The organism is Streptomyces sp. NBC_01571 (assembly GCF_026339875.1).
In the GTDB taxonomy this organism is placed as follows: Bacteria; Actinomycetota; Actinomycetes; order Streptomycetales; family Streptomycetaceae; genus Streptomyces.
Window position 1 is genome coordinate 507445 of the sequence record NZ_JAPEPZ010000001.1, and the last position, 18485, is coordinate 525929.

Annotated in this window: 13 protein-coding genes; 4 read left to right on the top strand and 9 right to left on the bottom strand. The window is 70.2% G+C overall.

Translation table 11 applies throughout. The annotated features are described in order from the left end of the window. Window position 1 precedes the first annotated feature (1 nt). From OHB41_RS02420 to OHB41_RS02455, 8 genes are all read right to left on the bottom strand, one after another. A complete protein-coding gene (locus OHB41_RS02420) occupies window positions 2–1150 on the bottom strand; it encodes a glycoside hydrolase family 19 protein (protein ID WP_266696273.1) in 1149 nt (382 codons plus the stop codon). 219 nt (window positions 1151–1369) lie between these two features. Continuing rightward, window positions 1370–2980, bottom strand: coding sequence for a glycoside hydrolase family 13 protein (locus tag OHB41_RS02425; protein ID WP_266696274.1), 1611 nt, complete (start codon window positions 2978–2980; stop codon window positions 1370–1372). Beyond that, window positions 2977–4185, bottom strand: a complete 1209-nt coding sequence (locus tag OHB41_RS02430) for a Gfo/Idh/MocA family protein (RefSeq protein ID WP_266696275.1) — start codon at window positions 4183–4185, stop codon at window positions 2977–2979. The genes OHB41_RS02425 and OHB41_RS02430 overlap by 4 nt, the downstream gene beginning before the upstream one ends. After that, window positions 4182–5261, bottom strand: coding sequence for a glycoside hydrolase family 130 protein (locus OHB41_RS02435; RefSeq protein WP_266696276.1), 1080 nt, complete (start codon window positions 5259–5261; stop codon window positions 4182–4184). Before OHB41_RS02435 ends, OHB41_RS02430 begins: the two co-directional genes overlap by 4 nt. Window positions 5262–5268: 7 nt before the next feature. Continuing rightward, window positions 5269–6168, bottom strand: coding sequence for a carbohydrate ABC transporter permease (locus tag OHB41_RS02440; protein WP_266696277.1), 900 nt, complete (start codon window positions 6166–6168; stop codon window positions 5269–5271). 4 nt (window positions 6169–6172) lie between these two features. Beyond that, window positions 6173–7072 carry a carbohydrate ABC transporter permease gene (locus tag OHB41_RS02445; RefSeq protein ID WP_266696278.1) on the bottom strand — a complete coding sequence of 300 codons (900 nt, stop codon included), beginning with the start codon at window positions 7070–7072 and terminating at the stop codon, window positions 6173–6175. 9 nt (window positions 7073–7081) lie between these two features. Next, a complete protein-coding gene (locus OHB41_RS02450; RefSeq protein ID WP_266696279.1) occupies window positions 7082–8368 on the bottom strand; it encodes an extracellular solute-binding protein in 1287 nt (428 codons plus the stop codon). Between the two features lie 70 nt (window positions 8369–8438). Further along, window positions 8439–9458 (bottom strand): LacI family DNA-binding transcriptional regulator, encoded by a 1020-nt coding sequence (locus tag OHB41_RS02455; protein WP_266696280.1) that lies wholly within the window; start codon window positions 9456–9458, stop codon window positions 8439–8441. A gap of 639 nt (window positions 9459–10097) precedes the next feature. Between OHB41_RS02455 and OHB41_RS02460 the strand changes: the two genes are divergently transcribed. Beyond that, a complete protein-coding gene (locus OHB41_RS02460) occupies window positions 10098–11453 on the top strand; it encodes a beta-1,3-glucanase family protein (RefSeq protein WP_266696281.1) in 1356 nt (451 codons plus the stop codon). A gap of 128 nt (window positions 11454–11581) precedes the next feature. Here OHB41_RS02460 and OHB41_RS02465 read toward each other — a convergent pair whose 3' ends face one another. Beyond that, the gene (locus OHB41_RS02465; RefSeq protein ID WP_266696282.1) at window positions 11582–12067 is read right to left on the bottom strand and encodes a carboxymuconolactone decarboxylase family protein; all 486 of its coding nucleotides are present in this window, start codon (window positions 12065–12067) and stop codon (window positions 11582–11584) included. A 175-nt stretch (window positions 12068–12242) separates the two neighbouring features. On the opposite strand from OHB41_RS02465, the gene OHB41_RS02470 reads away from it, so the two are divergent. From OHB41_RS02470 to OHB41_RS02480, 3 genes are all read left to right on the top strand, one after another. Then, window positions 12243–13181: an RNA polymerase sigma-70 factor gene (locus OHB41_RS02470; protein WP_266696283.1), complete on the top strand. Its 939-nt coding sequence runs from the start codon at window positions 12243–12245 to the stop codon at window positions 13179–13181. 121 nt (window positions 13182–13302) lie between these two features. Further along, complete coding sequence (locus tag OHB41_RS02475) at window positions 13303–14298, top strand: LuxR family transcriptional regulator (protein ID WP_266696284.1); 996 nt, start codon at window positions 13303–13305, stop codon at window positions 14296–14298. A gap of 285 nt (window positions 14299–14583) precedes the next feature. Next, window positions 14584–18339 carry a S8 family serine peptidase gene (locus OHB41_RS02480; RefSeq protein WP_266696285.1) on the top strand — a complete coding sequence of 1252 codons (3756 nt, stop codon included), beginning with the start codon at window positions 14584–14586 and terminating at the stop codon, window positions 18337–18339. Window positions 18340–18485: the final 146 nt, after the last annotated feature.

Consider the following 18485-nt stretch of genomic DNA (forward strand, 5'->3'; position numbering starts at 1 on the left):
CTCAGCAGTAGAGGTTGTCGCCCGGAGCGACCCCGAGGATCGCCGTGAACTGCTGGTACGCGTTCACCCGGCTCTGCACCTGCGCGGGGTTGCGGCCGTCGCACTCCAGCGAGCCGTTGATGGAGCGGATCGTCTGGCCGAAGCCGGCCTGGTTCACCATGGCGTTGTGCGGCGTCATCGAGCCGGGGCCCGACTGCGTGTTCCAGTACCAGAGCCCCGTCTTCCAGGCGACGGCCGCGTCCTGCTCGACCCGCCACGGGTTGCCCAGCAGATCGATGCCGAGGGCGTCACCGGCGGCCTTGTAGTTGAAGTTCCAGCTGAGCTGGATCGGCCCGCGGCCGTAGTACGCGGCCTGCCCGGCCGGGCAGCCGTAGGGCTGACCGGGGTCGCAGTAGTGCGGATAGTTGGCGGTGTTCTGCTCCACCACGTAGACCAGCCCGCCGGTCTCGTGGTTGACGTTGGCGAGGAAGGCCGCGGCCTCCTGCTTCTTGACCGTGTCGCTCCCGCTGTTCGCGAACCCCGGGTACGAGCTCAGCGCCTGGACGAGACCGCTGTAGGTATAAAAGCCGTTCCGGCCCGGGAACATCTGGTTGAACTGCGCCTCGCTGACGACGAACCCGGACGGGTTGGTGCCGCCACCGCCGCTCGCGGGGGCGTTCCACTTCTGGTTGGCCGCGCCCGTACACGTCCATATCTGCAGCCGGCTGCCGTTCGCGGAGTTGTTGTCGCGGACGTCCAGGCACTTGTTGGCCGCGGGGTTGACGATGTCGTGGGCCGCGGTCACCACCCACTGCTGGTTGGCGCCGCCGGAGCAGTCCCACAGCTGGACCGCGGCGCCGTCGGCGGTGCCGCGGTCGACGACGTCGAGGCACTTCCCGAGCGCCCGCAGGGTCCCGTCGCCGGAGTTCGACCAGCTCTGCGCGCCGGTCCCGTTGCAGTCGTAGAGCTGTATCGCGGTGCCGTTGGCGCTGTTCGCGGCGGCCACGTCCACGCATTTCCCGGCGAGCCCGGAGATCTGGCCACTGGCCGCGTGCGCGGGCGGCGAAGCGAGGAACAGCGCGGAGAGGATCACCGTGAGGAGGGCTGTCACCAGGGAACGTCCCACGGTGACCCGTCTGAGGGAGAAGTGTCCGGCAGGGCTGATGAGCATCGGGGCATCGCTCCTAATACGGCCGGAGGCCGCGGCGGTGGGGAGGGAGCTGTGCGGGAAGGTGCCGCGCCCGGAGCGGACTCCGGACGCGGCACCTCATCAGGTCTAGACCATGACAGGCTGACGGGACCACGTCAACAAGCGTGCGCGGCCCTTTCCGAGGGCGTCGTCAAGGCTGCCTCCGGGCACGCCGGGTGGCGGCCCATCAGGTGATCACGGTCAGGCAGGGTGGCGATCCTCGCCGACCGTGGGGCCCACCAGCCACACGCACGCGTCCACCGGCAATGCGCCACCGTCCGGCAGTGCCGTGCTCGCCAGCACCGGCCGGCCGAAGAGCCCCAGCCGGTCCAAGTCGAGCGCTTCGGAGCCGAGGTTGACCACACAGGTCAGCTCACCCCGGGAGAAGGCAAGGTAGGGGGCATCGGCCGGCGAGTGCCAACGCAGGGTGCCGTGTGCGGCGACCGGGTGTTCCCTGCGCAGCCGCAGCGCTCGCCGGTAGAGGGACAGGGTGGAGTCCGGGTCCTCACGCTGGGCGGCAACGGTGTACCGGCTCCAGTCCTCGGGCTGAGGCAGCCAGCAGGCGTCGGGCGCGGCCGTGGTGAACCCGTACGGCGGCCGGTCTCCGTTCCAGGGGATCGGCACGCGTGCGCCGTCGCGTCCTCGGTCCGTGCCGCCGGAGCGGCGCCACAGCGGGTCCCGGATCCGGTCGTCGGGCAGGTGAGCCTGCGGCAGTCCCAGCTCTTCCCCCTGGTAGAGGTAGACGGCGCCGGGCAGGGCGAGCATCAGCAACGCGGCCGATCCGGCGCGCAGTTCGCTGCCCAGACGAGTCGCGGGCCGTGGAGCGTCGTGGCTGGACATCACCCAGGTCACGGGGGCGTCGACGGCGGCAGTCGCGGCGAGCGACTCGTCGATCACCCGGCGCAGCTCGGATGCCTGCCAAGGCGCCTCCAGGAAGGCGAAGTTGAAGGCCTGCTGCATCTCGTCCGCGCGAACGTACCGGGCCAGGCGGGCGGGTTCGAAGACCGCGGACTCCGCGACGAGCACACGCTCCCCGGGGGCCACCGCACCCGGCGGGGCGGGGTGGGTGTCGAGCAGGGTTCGCCACTCGCGGTACAGGGGATGCAGTTCCTCCTGGTCGTAGTACGGCATCAGGTGGTTGCGCGCGGGATCCTGGTGCTGGCCGGGCCCGGCGTCGGGCAGGCCCTCAGCCTTGAACAGGGCGTGGGCCACGTCGATCCGGAAGCCGTCCACGCCCTGGTCGAGCCAGAAGCGCAGGACCCTGGAGAACTCGGCACGCACATGGGGGTCGCGCCAGTCGAAGTCGGGTTGCTCCGGCGCGTGGAGATGGAGGTACCACTGGCCGTCGGGCACCCGGGTCCAGGCCGGACCGCCGAAGGCCGACTCCCAGTCGTTGGGCGGTTGGGCGCCGTCCGGGCCCTTGCCGGTACGGAAGAGGTACCGTTCGCGTGCCGCGGATCCGGGGCCGGCCGCCAGTGCCTCGCGGAACCAGGGATGGGTGTCCGAACTGTGGTTGGGCACCACGTCGACGATGACCTTGAGACCCATGGCGTGGGCTCGGGCGGTGAGGGCCGTGAAGTCCTCGAGAGTACCGAGGTCGTCGGCGACAGCGGTGTGGTCGGCGATGTCGTAGCCGCCGTCGGCCAGCGGCGACGGATAGCAGGGCGTGATCCAGATCGCGTCCGCCCCGAGGTCCCTGACATGGTCGAGGTGCCGGGTGATGCCCGGCAGATCCCCGGTCCCGTCGCCGTCGCTGTCGGCGAAGGAACGGGGGTATATCTCGTAGCAGACGGCGTCGCGCCACCAGATCATGCCGTACGGCTCCGTTCTCCCACCGTGACGACCTGCTGTGCGCGACCGCTCACCGTCGACCTCGTGGCTGCCTCGGCGACCGCTACGGCGTTGACTCCCGCACGCGCGTCGGCGACCGGTGTGCCGCCGGTCGCGGCACACCGCACCAGGTCCGCCATGGCCGCGCGCACGCTCTCGGCGTACACGTACGGCTTGCGTTCCTCGCCGCCCAGGTCCAGGACCGCGTCGACGCGGTGGGGCGCCGGCCGGGTGACGCCCCTGCCCCGGGCGGGCGCCGCTCCCCCGGCGTCACGGCGCACCGTGACGGACACGCGGTCGTCGGGGTGCGGCCTGAAGCCGGGAACATGCAGCAACTCGGACGACCTGACGGGAAGTTGCTCCCAGGACCGGACACCGGCTTCGTCCGTCCAGGCCGTGATGACGGCGTGTGTCGGAATCCACCCGGTGATACGCGACTCGGCGAAGCCATGGTCCAGGCGCATCAGTTGACGTTCGCAGCGATGGGCATGGGTGAAGGAGTGCAGGTGCGTGGCGAGTACGCCACCCGGGTGCACCACGTCCGCGACGACCATGTCGACCGGGCCGCCAGGACGTCGTACCGCTGTGGCCCTCACTTCCTGCGGCTCGCTCCCGAGCAGAGCCCGGGCCGCGTCGAAGAAGTGGACGCCGTGCTCGACGAAGATGCCGCCACTGCGTTCCGGATCCCAGAACCAGTGGTCGACGTCGAGATCCTCGTCGGCGGCGTCGTTCTCGAACAGGAAGCGACGCGGGCTGTCCAACAAACCCTCGAGGATGAGCTGTTGGACAGCGCGCAGCAGTGGGTTGTAGCGCAGGACGTGGTCCACCACGAGCGTGCCGACCGCCCGCGACGCCTCCTCCCCCACCCGCTCGGCGTCCTGTGCGGTGGTCGCCAGAGGCTTCTCGCAGAAGACGTGCCGGCCCGCGCGCAGGGCGGCGATCGACAACTCGGCGTGTGTGGCGGGGGGAGTCGCCACTGCCACGATGTCGACGTCCGGGCGGCGCAGGAGTGCGTCCGGATCCAGGCAGGGCGTGGCACGGTGACGCCGGGCGAGGGCGTCCGCGCGCGCCGGGTCGGCGTCGGCCACGGCCGTGACGCGCAGCCCCGGCAGTCCGGCCACGGCGTCCAGGACGTACGCCCCGAACGCGCCGCAGCCGACCAGGCCGAGCCCCAGCTCCGCCGTCACGCCGTGCGTTCCAGCAGGGCGACGCCGATATGTGCGTCGGCCATGCCGTAGAAGACGAACAGCTTGCCGTCGACCTCTTCGATGGCGGTCGGGAAGACGACGTTCGGCACCGTGCCGGAGCGCTCCTCCTCGGTCTCGGGCGCCATCAACGGCTCCGTCGAGCGGGCCAGGACCCGCGAGGGGTCGGCCGGGTCGAGAATCATGGCGCCCGCCGCGTAGGAGACGTTCTGGTTCTGGACCCAGGGGTCCTCGATGGTGCCGGAGACGCCGTGGTGGATGAGCAGCCAGCCCTCGTCCACACGGATCGGCGCGGGGCCGCCCCCGATCTTCAAGTCCTCCCACGGGTGCGCGGACAGCGCGACGAGCTTGTGGTGGCGCGGGCGGGTCAGTGCGCTGATGTCGCGCTCCACCTCGGCCACGGGCACGTAGGAGATCCAGATGCCCGGACGTTCGTCCGTCAGACCTGCCGGGAGGTGGACGCCCTCGCCGGGCCGGAACCAGCCCAGGTCCCACATCGGCCGGTGCAGCATGGCGTACGACGGCTCCCCGCCGGGTCCGGGGACCGGCTCGGGGAAGTGGACGACGTCCTTGTTGGGGAAGAGATTGAGGTCCGTGTCGAGATCGGGCTGGTAGGCGAACTGAACGGGACCCAGGCGGGTCCAGTCGGTGAGGTCCGTGGAGACGGCGAGGGCCGGCTTCGGGCCGAGCGGTCCATAGGCGACGTACGACATGACGTAGCGGCCCAGGCTCGGGATCCAGGTGACCCGGGGGTCCTCGACGCCGGCGTTGTTCTTGCCTCGCTCCCAGCCCTCGTCGGGCGCCAGGACGACGCCGCGCCGCTCGACGCCACAGGGGACGCCCTCTTCGTCGAAGAGGACCTTCGCCAGGCCGACGCGTGAGACGTTGCCCTCCGCGACCAGGCGGGGCAGCAGGTGCAGGGTGCCGTCGGGGGTACGGCCGGAGGCGGGGTTGAGGACGCCCTCCGTCTCGTACGGCTGACCGGACAGTGGTGACATCACCATGCCCTTGCGGACAAGGCGGTACGGGATGGGATTCTGCGGCGCGGGGTGGTTCATGCGGGGTTCAGCCCTTTACTCCGGAGTCGATGTTGGTGTGGGTGAAATGACGCTGGAACACGAGGAACAGCGCCACGGCGGGAAGAGCCAGTACGCAGGCGCCGGCCAGCAGCGCGCCGGTCGGATTGGCGACGGTGCCCTGCAGGTTGGACAGGAAGCCCGCGAGCGAGACGGCCAGCGGCTGCATGTCGGTGTTCTTGGTGACGAGGAAGGGCCACAGGAACTCGTTCCACGGACCGATGAACGTCAGCAGGACGCCGGTGAGGAGCGCCGGACGGGCCATGGGCAGTGCGATCGTCCACAGGATGCGCAGTTCGCTCGCACCGTCGATGCGCGCCGCCTCGAAGAGCGAGGCCGGCAGCTGCAGGAAGAACTGACGGAAGAGGAACACCGCGGTCGAGTTGATCGCGAAGGGCAGGATCATGCCCAGATAGCTGTCGCCGAGACCGTAGTTGCGCACGACCAGCGCGTACAGCGGCAGCATCAGCAGCTGGAACGGGATGGTCTGGACGAGCAGCAGCGTGGCGAACACGGTGCCGCGGCCGCGGAAGGTGAGTTGGGCGAGGGCGTATCCGGCGAGGACGCCGAAGACGAGCGTGCACAGCAGTACTCCACCGGTGACGATGCCGGAGTTCAGCAGTGAACGGCCCAGCGAGATCGCGCCGTTGATCGCCCGGTAGTTGGCGGTGGTGAAGCCACCGGGCAGGGCGCCCGACACGTCGCCGGTGGTCGTCTTCTTCAACGAGCCGACGACCATGTAGTAGAAGGGGAAGAGGAAGGCGACCGCTCCGAGCGACAGGACGGTCAGCTGCAGTATGCGGCCGGTCCGGGCTCTGCCGGTCGTGGGGCTCGGTGTCTCCCGGGTCGCCGGCGCAGGGGTGGCGGACTCGGTGGTGGGGGTGCTCATGGCGTCAGTCGCCCCTCTCGGAGATCTTTCGGGCCAGCAGGGAGACGGCGAGCACGAACACCATGAGGACGATGCCCAGGGCGGCCGCGAAGTCGGGGTGTCCCTGTTCGATGCCCTTCTGGTACATGAGGAGCACGGGCGAGACCGAGGCATGGTCCGGGCCGCCGCCTCCCGTGAGCAGATAGGGCTCGCTGAACAGGTTGGCGCCCGTGATGATCGCGTAGATCAGGACCAGCGTGGTGGCAGGACGGACGCCGGGAACGGTGATGGAGAAGAACCGGCGCACGCTGCCCGCGCCGTCCACGGCGGCCGCCTCGTACAGCTCCCGGCTGACGTTCTGGAGTGCGGCCAGGTAGAGCATCACGAAGAAGCCGAGCTGCTTCCAGGTGACGAAGAAGGCGATCATCGGCATCGCCAGATGGGTGTTGACGAGCCAGGACGGGTCGGGGGCCAGGCCGCCCAGTGCGTGGTTGACCAGTCCGTCCGAGCCGAAGAGGAAGGCCCACACGGCGACGAGCGCGACACTGGCGGTGACGTAGGGCACGTAATAGGCGGCCCGGAAGAACGAGCGGAAGGGCAGCTTGGCGTTGAGCGCGGCCGCCAGGACCAGCGAAAGACCCACGGTCAACGGGACGTTGATCACGAGGAAGATCAGGATGTTGAGGAAGGCGCGGCCCACGACGGGATCGGTGAAGACGTCCCGGTAGTTGCTCAGACCGACCCAGGGCGAGTCCACGCCCGCGCCGGGCGCGGTGAAGTAGAACCGGTGGAAGGAGATCCACACCGTGTAGCCCAGGGGTACGGCGAACACGGCCAGAACGAAGAGCACGTAGGGTGCGGCGAACAGGGCACCGATCCGCGAAGTACCGCGCCGGCCGGGCCCGTTGGTGTGCGAGAGTGTCATGACGGGACCTCAGTACTCGGCGAGGATTTCGGAGATCTTGCTCGCGGCGTCGCGCAGGGCGGAGTCGACGGGCTGGCGGCCGAAGACGACGGACTTCGTCCAGGAGTCGCGGAACGCCTGCCACATGTCGATGGAACCCGCGACGTTGGGCACGTCGACGACCCGACGCGTCTGATCGGCGAACACCTTGTAGCCGGGATTCTTGGCGAACCAGCTCGCGTAGGTGTCGGTCAGGTCGGGCCGCAGCGGCATCTGGCCGGTCGCGGTGAGGAACTTGCCGTCCTGGGACCGCGAGGTGGCGAACTTCATCACGTCCCAGGCGGTCGCGCGGTTCTTGCAGGCGGTGAACATCGCGACGGACTTGAGGTCGCTGAAGGTGTGCACCTCGGAGGCGGGACGGCCGTCGGAGGTGGGTACGGGGACGACGCCCCAGTCGACGCTGTCCTTGTACGCGGCGATCGCCCACGGTCCGACGGTGGCCATCGCCGCCTTCCCGTCACCGAACGCGTCGCCGGGGTACGCCTCCTGCGGCGCCAGCTTCTGCGCGTACAGGCTGCGCCAGAACGTGGCGGCCTCGCGGCCCGCCGGGGAGTCGAACTGCGGCTTGCCGTTCTCGACCAGGGGCTTGCCGCCGCTCTCGGCGATGAAGGCGGGGTAGAAGTCGAACCACGACTGGAAGAACTCGCTGCTCGGGGCCGGCCAGATGGCCGCCTTCGCCGCCCCGCTGTGGACCAGGGTGCGGGAGGTGTCCAGGAACTGGTCGTAGGTCGCGAGCTTCGGGTGCTCGGGGTCGAGTCCGGCCTGTTTGAAGAGCTTCTTGTTGTAGAGGATCATCACCGGGTTGCTCTTCCAGGGCAGTTGGCGGAACGCCCCGTCCTCGGACCGGTACTGGTCGGCCAGCGAGCCGCTGCGCGCCTCGATGTAGCTCTTCGCGCCGGGGAAGTCGTCGAGATCGACGAGCCCGGCCTGTTTCTGGAACTGCGGGACGGACGCGGGCGAGGTGTTGAACACCAGGCATGCCGTGTTGCCCGCGATCACCGAGGCGCTGATGGCCTCCTCGGAGGTCTTGCCCGCGGGAATGTTCTGCGCGGTGACGTGCTGGTCGGGGTGCAGCTTGTTCCAGTCCGCGACCATCTGTCTGCCCCAGGCCGCCTCCTGGGCGTTGTTGGACAGCCAGACGGTGATGGGCCCATGTGCCTTGGCCGCCGTCGCGGCGTCGGGTCCGGACCGGGCGCAGGCCGCGAGTGCGCCCGCCATCGCCAGCGCGAGCAGCGCGGACGCCGTTCTCCTGAACATGATCTCTCCGTACTCTTCGCGTCCGGCCCCGTTGCCGGACGCGGTCCCCGAGGGGTGCCCCGCTCCTCCGCTACGCGGTCGGGGCCGGGCCCACAGATCCCCGGGGCAGGAACTCGGCGGGCGGCAGCACGACGTCGGGCGCGCTGCCGTCCCTGACAACCAGATCCAGCGCCCTGGCCGCCGCGATGCCCCAGCCCTCGGCGTTCGCGCGGGCGGAGGACAGCGGCGGGTGCGTGAACCGGGCCAGTGGTGTGTCGTCGTAGCCGATCACCGACAGGTCGCCGGGCACGGACACCCCCAGCTCCTGCGCCACGGCGAGACCGGCGGTGGCCGCCAGGTCGTTGGCGAAGACGATCGCCGTCGGAGGCTCGGGCAGGGCGAGCAGTTCGCGGGTGGCCGCGGCACCGCCCTGCGCCGTGAAGCCGCCGGAGCGCACCAGGTCGGTTGCCAGCCCGTGCGCGGACATCGCGTCCTGCCATGCGCGGCGGCGCCGCTGGGCATGGCGGAACTCCGATGGTCCCTCCACATGGGCGATACGACTGTGCCCCAGTGCGGCGAGGTGCCCCACGGCCGTCTCGAACGCCGGGAGGTCGTCCAGTTCGACCGCGCACAGGCCCTCGGCCCATTCGGGGCGCCCGAGCACCACGGCGGGCAGGCCGACGGCCCGCACCAGGGCGGGGCGGGGGTCGCCGACCCGCAGGTCGGTGACGAACACGCCGTCGACCCTGCGGTCGGCGGCCAGCCGCTCGTACACGGCCTGCTCGCGGCTCAGGTCGGTGACGTGCAGGACGAGCCCGTCACCCCGTTCCGACAGCACGGACTCGATCCCCGCGATGAAGGCCGGGAAGAACGGGTCGGCACCGAGCAGCCCCGGCTCGCGGGTCACGACCAGTCCCAGGGCACCCGCCTTGCCGCGGGAGAGCGCCTGGGCGGGCCGGCTCGGCCGCCAGCCGAGCTCGTCGATGGCCGCCCGGATCCTCGCGGTGGTCTCCGCCGAGAGCCCGGGGCGGTCGTTGAGCACGAACGACACGGCGCTGCGGGAGACACCGGCCCGCCGAGCGACGTCGGCGATGGTGGGGCGGTGAGCCATGGCTCCTCCAGACAGCGTCTAAACCGATTTAATTTGCTGTGCGGCGAAACTAAACCGGTTTAGGTGGGAGGTCAAGAGATCTGTGCGGCAGATCTCGGAACGACGCGCGAGAGGCTGCGGACGGCATGTCCGCAGCGGGCGCCGGACGGCGGGTGTGCGGGCGGTCCGGGTGCCGGGTACCGGGGTCCAAGGTCCGGGTACCGGCGGGGCTCCAGGTTCGCCGGGGTGCCGGGGGCGCCAGGTTCGCCGCGGTGCCGGGCCTCGATCACCGGCCGCCGGGGCGAACGCCGGCAGGGCCCGGCTCGAAGGCCCTACGAAGGTCCTACGAGGACACTCGGATGCCGGGGCGGCGGCGTGCCAGGTGGCGCGAGCCGAAGAAACCGGGCCGAACACGTCAAGTGATGGAAGAACGAGGCGACTTGAGATCGTCCGAACGGTCGGAGTCCGAACGGGCCGGAGAACGCGGCACGTGACGCTGCCGCCGCTGCCAGCGTCGCACCGCCCTCGATCCGTGAACTCCGGTGATTTCGGCTTCAGTTGTTGACGTCGGGCAGGGGTGCGGATACAACCCGAGAGAGCGCTCTCACGCCTGCAGTTGCTCCAACCCCCACGCACGCCGGCTCGGCCTGAGGAGATCCCATGCAGACTTCCGCCAGCGCACTCGCCACCAGACCACCCACCGGTGTCTTACGGTCCCGCACGGCTCTCGGCCTGGTCATCGCCCTTCTCGTCGCCTGCGTCGCCGCCCTGACGCCGACGTCCGCGCACGCCGCCGACCAGATCCTGTCCCAGGGGCGCCCGGCCACGGCCTCCTCGACGGAGAACGGCTCGTTCCCCGCGTCGGCCGCAGTCGACGGCAACCCCGGCACGCGCTGGTCCTCGGCGTTCGCGGACCCGCAATGGCTCCAGGTCGACCTCGGCTCCGTCCAGCAGATCACCCGCGTCACTCTCAACTGGGAGGCCGCCTACGCCAGGGCCTACCAGATCCAGACCTCCACGGACGCGAACACCTGGACCACCGTCTACTCCACCACCACCTCCACCGGCGGCGCCCAGAATCTCGGCGTCACCGGCAGCGGGCGCTATGTGCGTGTCTCCGGAACGGTGCGAGCCACCCCGTACGGCTACTCCCTGTGGGAGTTCCAGGTCTACGGGCCCGGCAGCACCACCCCGCCGGACAGCTTCTGGGGCAGCACCAGCGACATACCCCCGGCGAGCAACGCCGTCGAAGTGAAGATCCTCAACCGCACCAACGGCAAGTACCCCGACAGCCAGGTGTACTGGAGCTTCAACGGGCAGGTCCACTCCATCGCCGAACAGCCCTACCTCGACATGCCGGCGAACTCGGCGGGCCGCATGTACTTCTACCTCGGGTCGCCCAACGGCCCCTACTACGACTTCATCGAGTTCACCGTCGGCAACAACGTCTTCAACGGCAACACCACCCGGGTCGACGCCTTCGGCCTCAAGCTGGCCATGCGTCTGCACGCCAAGGACGGCTACGACGTCGAGGTCGGTGAGAACCGGCAGACCTTCGCCGAGGACCGCGCCACGACCATGCAGCGCTTCACCGACGCGGTTCCGGACCAGTTCAAGGTGCTGGCCCGGACCCAGGCTCCGTACCGGATCATCGCGCCCGGCAGCGACCCGAGCTTCCGCACGGGCGGCGTGAACGCCAACTACTTCACGTCCTACGCCCAGTCCGTCGGCGTCAACGCGGCCACGTCCGACATCTTCGGCTGCGCCGCCTCCCTCGCCGCCAATCCCGACATGTGCGCCGCCCTCAACCGCCACGTGGCCACGCTGCCGGCCTCTCAGCAGTCCGACCCGGCCCAGTACTACAAGGCGGCACCCGCGAACTACTACGCCAAGTTCTGGCACGACAACGCCATCAACCACCTCGCCTACGGCTTCCCCTACGACGACGTGGCCGGCCAGTCCTCCTTCGTCTCCCACGGCGACCCGCAATGGCTCCTGGTCGCCGTCGGCTGGTAGCCGCGCCGGTGTCATGTCGGTCGTCCGCGCCCGCCTGACGGCATGACCCGTCCTCCGCTCCGACGAATCCGGCCCGGCCCGGGACCATGCGGTCCTGGGCCGGGCCGGATTCGTCCCCCGGTTCCCGGTCAGTTGAACGCGGCCGCGAACATGCCGGGTTCGTAGGAGCCTCCCCGCTGATGCACGATCACGGCGAGCCGGTTGGCCGCGTTGATCAGGGCGACCAGGGAGACCAGCGCGGCGAGCTGGTCGTCGTCGTAGTGCTCGCGCGCCCGGGCCCAGGTCTCGTCGGACACGCCGTGGTGGGCGTCGCCGAGCCGGGTGCCCTCCTCGGCGAGCGCCAACGCGGCCCGCTCCGCCTCGGTGAACACGGTGGACTCGCGCCAGGCGGCGACCAGGTGGAGCCGTACCGCGCTTTCGCCGGCGGCCGCCGCCTCCTTGGTGTGCAGGTCGACGCACCAACCGCAGCCGTTGATCTGGCTGGCACGCAACGAGACCAGTTCCTGCGTGGACTTCGGCAGCGGCGACTGGTGGATCACCAGGGCCGCGTTGGCGAACCGCTTGCCGAACCTGGCGGCGATCTCGTTGTCGAACATGTTGAATCGGGCGTCCATGATGTCGTCCTCACTCGTGGAGATGCGCTGAACGAACACGAGATGCCGGCGACCCGATCCCTGTGACGGGGCGATCGTGTGACGTGCGCCACCCCTCTGGGCTGTCACAGAGCCACGGAGGCCGGTGTCTTGTGTGCGTGGCACCACCACGAGGACCAACAGGCGGGAGCAGCCGGTGCGGAGCGAGCGGAGCGGACCCACGGACGACACGGGCGGGCAGCCGGCCGACGGCGGACGGGCGGACCTCGCCACCGAGGCTTTCGTCGCGCATCGCAACCTGCTGTTCACCGTCGCCTACGAGATTCTCGGCTCCGCCGCCGACGCGGAGGACGTCCTGCAGGAAACGTGGCTTCGATGGGCGGCCGTCGACCTCGGCACGGTGCGGGACCAGCGCGCGTACCTGGTCCGGATCACCACACGGCAGGCGCTGAGCCGACTGCGTACGCTGGGCCGTCGCAAGGAGTCCTACGTCGGCCCGTGGCTGCCCGCGCCCCTGCTCACCGCACCCGACGTGGCCGAGGACGTCGAACTGGCCGACAGCGTCTCGATGGCGATGCTGCTGGTGATGGAGACGCTGACGCCCACCGAGCGGGCGGTCTTCGTGCTGCGCGAGGTCTTCGACCTCGGATACGACGAGATCGCCGAGGCCGTCGACAAGAGTCCGGCCGCGGTGCGCCAGGTCGCGCACCGGGCACGGGCACACGTCGCGGAGCGCAGGCCGCGTGAGATCGTCTCCCCGGCCGAGACCAGGGACGCGCTCGACGCCTTCCGACGGGCGACAGAGACGGGCGATCTGCAGAGGCTGCTCGACATCCTCGCGCCGGACGTGGTCTTCCTCGGTGACGGCGGCGGAGTGAAGCAGGCCGTCCTGCGTCCCGTCGTAGGGGCCGAGAAGGTGGCCCGCCTGCTGACCGCCGGAGGGAGCAGGACCACCGCGGCATCCCTGCGACCGGCGCAGGTCAACGCCTACCCGGCGCTGATCCTCCGGCTCGACGGCGCGATCGACACGGTCTTGGCGGTGCGCATCGACGACGGCCTCATCACCGGGCTCTACGCCGTGCGCAATCCCGAGAAGCTGTCGCACATGGAGCAGGAGACGGTCCTGCGCCGCTGAGCACAGACGGGAACTGTCGGACAGGGCCTGAGGGGCGGGAATTCGGTCACTGGCCGACACACGGGCTTGCTACGTTCTTGATCGGTTTTCGCAGGCGGCGGTCGGTGAGTTGGAGGTTTCGGTGGAGGATGCTGCGCCGTTGGATCTGGTCGGGGTGGACGCGGAGGCGGAGAGGGCCTACCGCCACCTGCTGGCGCGCGGCGGCGGCACCGTGGACGGCGTGACGGCGGCGCTCGGGGTGACGTACCAGGAAGGGCTGGCGCTGGTCGAACAGCTGCACCGCTTCGGACTGGTCACCCGGCGTACCTCGGGAGAGTTCCTCACCGTGGATCCGCGGCACGCACTGCGCGCTCTGGTGGAGTCACGCGAACGGCAACTCGCGTCCGTGCGCGATGCCGCGGGCTCCCTCGGGGCGATCTTCGACAGCGCGAGACGGGCCAGGAACGGCGGTCACGGGACGCTGGTGATCAGCGGACCGGAAGCGGTCGGCGACCGCTACTACCGGTTGAAGCAGGCCGCGCGCGCCGAGATCTGTTCCCTCGACCGTCCGCCGTTCCTGCTGGCCCCGAACGGACCGCTCGACGAGGCGGTGGTGGGCCGTGGTGTCCGGGTCCGCGCCGTCTACGCGGCCTCCAGCTTCGTCGCCGACGGCGGATGGCCGGAACTGGGCAGTCTGGTGTCGAGAGGCGAGGAAGCCAGGATCACGCCGACGCTGCCGATCAAGCTCTCGATGGCCGACCGCTCGGCCGCGATGGTGTCGCTCAGTCTCTCGGCCGGGAACACCGAGTGCCTCTACACCGAGGCGCCCCCACTGCTGGATGCGCTCGCGGAACTCTTCGAGCGCTACTGGGCGGCCGCGTCCCCGCTGGCCCGCGACCCAGGTCCTGATGCGCCGCTGCCGCCGGTCGGTCTCCCGGAGGAGGACCGCAAACCCACGGACGAGGAACGGAATCTCCTGGCCCTGTTCGCGGCCGGCGTCAAGGACGAGGCGATCGCCCGCCAGTTCGGGATATCGTCACGGACGCTGCGAAGGCGCATACAGGACCTCTACGCGGAATTGGGCACGACCAGTCGGTTCGGCGCCGGCGTCGCGGCGGCTCGCCGCAACTGGGTCTGAGTGCGCGGTTGCCTTCTCACGGACACTCAGGCGCACCGTCCGCGATAAAGCAAAAAGCTTCTCCGTAAAGGGAATTGACGATGCGTCAAGACGCGTGAAAGGAGTGCCCGACCATGTGCGACGGGTGGCCACCCCACGGTGTCCTCCCGGCGAATTCCCGTGTTTGCACCGCCACTTGTCCACTTGAGGACAATGGCACTCAAGGGACATGGCGAGTTCTTTACAGCGAGGCAGATGAATGACTGACTACGGACATCTTTCGCACGCCTAGCTCGTGAGGTTCCCTTGCGCATACCTCCGTCGCCCAGACGCGGCCTGACCGTCGCGGTCGCCGTGCTCGTGGCACTGACGACCACCGGTCCGGCCGTGTCGGCCGGGACGCCCCTCTCATCCACCACATCCGCCGCCGGACGTCCGCAGGCCACGGGAAACGTCACGCTGATCACAGGCGACAAGGTCGCGGTGACCGTCAGCAACGGCCGTACCAGCGCGACCGTTACCGATCCGCAGGGCAGGCCCGGCGGCGCCCATGTCATGTCGGTCGGCCCCGACACCTACGTGTACCCCGACGCGGCGCTGCCCTACATCGCGTCAGGAGCGCTCGACGAGCAACTGTTCAACGTCGACGAACTGCTCAGGGACGGCTACGACGACAGCCACAGCGACCGACTGCCGCTAATAGTCACCTATACCGATGCCGCCGCGCGCTCCCGCAGCGCGAAGACCCCGGACGGCGCGCGCAGGACCCTGACGCTCAGCAGCATCCAGGGCGCCGCGATATCCGCCGAGCACGCGCGGACGAAGGACTTCTGGGCCTCCCTCACCGGCACCGCTGGGACCCGGTCGGCGGCGCGCTCGGCCGTGAACGCACAACCGTCCGGGCGGCTGACGGACGGGATCGCCAAGGTGTGGCTGGACGGCAAGGCCAAGGCGACGCTGTCCGACACCACCGCGCAGATCGGCGCGCCCGAGGTCTGGGCGGGCGGGGACACCGGTCAGGGCGTGGACGTCGCCGTGCTGGACACGGGAATCGACGCCGCGCACCCCGACTTCGCGGGACGGATCGCCGCGTCGGAGAGCTTCGTACCCGGTCAGGACGTCACCGACCGGCACGGCCACGGCACCCACGTCGCCTCGACCGTCGCAGGCACGGGCGCCGCGTCCGGCGGCAAGGAGAAGGGTGTCGCGCCGGGCGCCTCGCTGCACATCGGCAAGGTCCTGGACAACGATGGCAGCGGTCAGGACTCGTGGATCCTGGCCGGCATGGAGTGGGCGGCCCGCGACCAGCACGCGAAGGTCGTCAGCATGAGCCTGGGCGGTGATCCCACCGACGGCACCGACCCGCTGAGCGAGGCCGTCAACCGGCTCAGCGAGGAGACCGGGGCGCTGTTCGTCATCGCCGCGGGCAACTCCGGCCCGGAGGCGTACAGCATCGGCGCGCCGGGAGCGGCGGACGCCGCGCTGACGGTCGGCGCGGTGAACGGTCCGGGCAAGGGCGTGGACCAGCTGGCGGAGTTCTCCAGCCGCGGGCCGCGCGTCGGCGACAACGCCGTCAAGCCCGACCTGACCGCCCCCGGCGTCGACATTCTCGCGGCCCGGTCGCAGTACGCGCCGGAGGGTGAGGGCGCGTACCAGACCATGAGCGGCACCTCCATGGCGACGCCCCATGTCGCTGGCGCCGCGGCCCTGTTGGCGGCGAAGCACCCGGACTGGAACGGGCGGCAGCTCAAGGACGCGCTGGTCAGCACCACCGCCAGTACGCGGCAGTCCAGCCCCTACCAGGGCGGCAGCGGGCGGCTCGACATCGCCGCGGCGGTGAAGGCCACCGTGGTCGCCTCCGGTTCCGCGTTCGCCCAGGTCCACTACCCGTACACGCCGGGCCAGACGGTCCGCAAGGACGTCACCTACAGCAACGTCGCGGACGAGCCGGTCACCCTGGACCTGAGCCTCGTCGCGGACAACATCCCCGCCGGGCTGTTCACCCTCACCGACACCCACCCGACCGTGCCCGCGCACGGGACCGTGGCCGTCGGTGTGATCACCCATCTCGACCAGGCGGCGGACAACGCCGCCTACACCAGTCAGCTCACCGCCACCGGCCCCGACGGCACGGTTCGCGCCCGTACGCCGGTCGGCGTGAACAAGGAGGGCCGGCGCGTCAAGCTGTCGGTCACCGCGAAGGACCGCAAGGCCGAGGGGCTGCCCGGCACCCTCGTACTGAAGGACATCGACCGGAACACCGTGCCCAAGGTGTACACCGTCGACTCCTCCGGCACGCTTGATCTCAGCCTGGTGCCGAGCACCTACGCGGCCTGGATGTACGCCGATGTCCCCGGCATCGACGGCACGCACACGCTGGGCCTCGGCCTGTTCTCCGCACCGGAGGTCGACCTCACCAAGGACCGGTCGCTCCACTTCGACGCCGCCGACCTCCACCGGGCCGCGGCGCTCACACCGCAGCCGACCTCGAACAGCTTCATGCGGGTGGACCAGTACCGGTCGAACGGCGATGTGCTCCCGTTCCTCGACAGCTACATGCCCGAGTACTGGCGCTATGACAGCCTCTGGGCAGCCCCGACGCCCAAGGTGACGCAGGGCTCGTACACCTTCGCGACGCGCTGGCGGCAGATCCAGCGGCCGCTCACGTTCTCCCTGGGCTCCCAGACGTACGAGAGCGCCGTCGTGCAGAGCATGTCCCCCGTGCTGCCCGAGGGCAGCACCGCGTACCGGGCCGTCTGGGCCGGGGACGGTTCGACCGCGGACTTCGGCAGAGTCAAGATCCGCGGCCAGGTGGCGGTCGTCCGCCGCAGCGACACCGTGTCCGCCCCGGACCAGGCCGCGGCCGCGGCGAAGGCCGGCGCCAAGCTGCTGCTGATCCTCAACGACGGCTACGGAAAGCTGGATCCGTGGGCCGACCTGCCCGACGCCGCGCCGCTGCCGGTCGCCTCGCTCGGTACCGACGACAGCATCCGCCTGCGGAGCGGGCTTCGCTGGCCCGGAGTGGGACTGCTGAAGGTGGTCTCGCACCCTCAGCCGCACTATCTGTACGACCTGGTGCGGCACTACGACGGGGCGGTTCCCCGGAGTCTGACCTACCGGCCGAGTCCGGGCGAACTCGCCAGGATCGACGAGTCGTTCCGCGACACCAAGCAGGGCAAGGCCGTACAGATACGGTACGACCTGACCGTCGACTCCGGTCTGCCGTTGAACAGCAATGCCACCCCCGTCCCCGCCCAGGGCACCCTCACCTCGTGGGTGACGGCGGATCCCGGCGTCTCATGGGTGACCCAGGCCGCGGTCAGCGACCTCGGGCAGCAGGGACCACCACGCTCGTACAAGGGGCGCGGGACATCCCGGGAGGTCTGGCTCTCCCCCGTCCAGCACCCGCGGCTCCTCGATGACAGCGCCCACCGCGCCCCCTTCAGGATCGGCGATGTCATCAGCACTTCGTCGATCACCGCGTGGGGGGACTCCGGCAGCCACGCGGGCGTGGTCTGGGCCGACGGGGACACCTCGAAGGTCTCCCTGTACCAGGGTGGCCAACTGCTCGGCGAAGTCGTCAACGAACGGATCGTCACCGTCGAAGGCGTACCGACCGATTCGCTGCCGTACCGGATCGTGGTGGAGGGGAAGCGTGACCTGCCGGGCCGGCCGTACTCGACCCGGACGCGTACCGAATGGGGATTCACCTCCGGCACCACGGACTACAGGGTCCTCAGCCCCCTGCCGCTCATCCAGCTGGACTACGCGGTGGCCGCCGACCTCTCCGGCCGGGCGGGCCGACGGAGCTCGGTGACCGTCACTCCGTCGCACTTCAAGGGCGCGACGGGCGCCGCCCCGGTCCGTACCGTGAGCCTGGAGGTCTCCTACGACGACGGCGCCACCTGGCACCGGACGACGCCGCGCCACTCGGGCGCGGACTGGAAGGCGTCGATCGACGCGCCCTCCAGGGCGAGGTTCGCCAGCCTGCGTACGACAGCGCGGGACGCGGGCGGCAACAGCGTCAGCCAGACCGTGATCCGCGCCTTCGGCCTCAAGTAGGCGAACAGGGCGGCCGGCACGACCTGTGGGCCCCTGTTCGCGCCTTCGCGAACAGGGGCTCATTGGCGTCGCTGTCCGGCACCGTGGCGCCGCCAGCACCTGAGTCCTGGTCGGTGAAGCGCCGGTGAGACGTCGCACCTGACGGG

What these genes read in the sequence shown, in the direction of transcription:
- OHB41_RS02445 (WP_266696278.1), bottom strand. Translation starts at nt 7,072, where the DNA reads ATGACACTCTCGCACACCAACGGGCCCGGCCGGCGCGGTACTTCGCGG.
- OHB41_RS02460 (WP_266696281.1), top strand. Translation starts at nt 10,098, where the DNA reads ATGCAGACTTCCGCCAGCGCACTCGCCACCAGACCACCCACCGGTGTC.
- OHB41_RS02425 (WP_266696274.1), bottom strand. Translation starts at nt 2,980, where the DNA reads ATGATCTGGTGGCGCGACGCCGTCTGCTACGAGATATACCCCCGTTCC.
- OHB41_RS02435 (WP_266696276.1), bottom strand. Translation starts at nt 5,261, where the DNA reads ATGAACCACCCCGCGCCGCAGAATCCCATCCCGTACCGCCTTGTCCGC.
- OHB41_RS02450 (WP_266696279.1), bottom strand. Translation starts at nt 8,368, where the DNA reads ATGTTCAGGAGAACGGCGTCCGCGCTGCTCGCGCTGGCGATGGCGGGC.
- OHB41_RS02465 (WP_266696282.1), bottom strand. Translation starts at nt 12,067, where the DNA reads ATGGACGCCCGATTCAACATGTTCGACAACGAGATCGCCGCCAGGTTC.
- OHB41_RS02440 (WP_266696277.1), bottom strand. Translation starts at nt 6,168, where the DNA reads ATGAGCACCCCCACCACCGAGTCCGCCACCCCTGCGCCGGCGACCCGG.
- OHB41_RS02455 (WP_266696280.1), bottom strand. Translation starts at nt 9,458, where the DNA reads ATGGCTCACCGCCCCACCATCGCCGACGTCGCTCGGCGGGCCGGTGTC.
- OHB41_RS02420 (WP_266696273.1), bottom strand. Translation starts at nt 1,150, where the DNA reads ATGCTCATCAGCCCTGCCGGACACTTCTCCCTCAGACGGGTCACCGTG.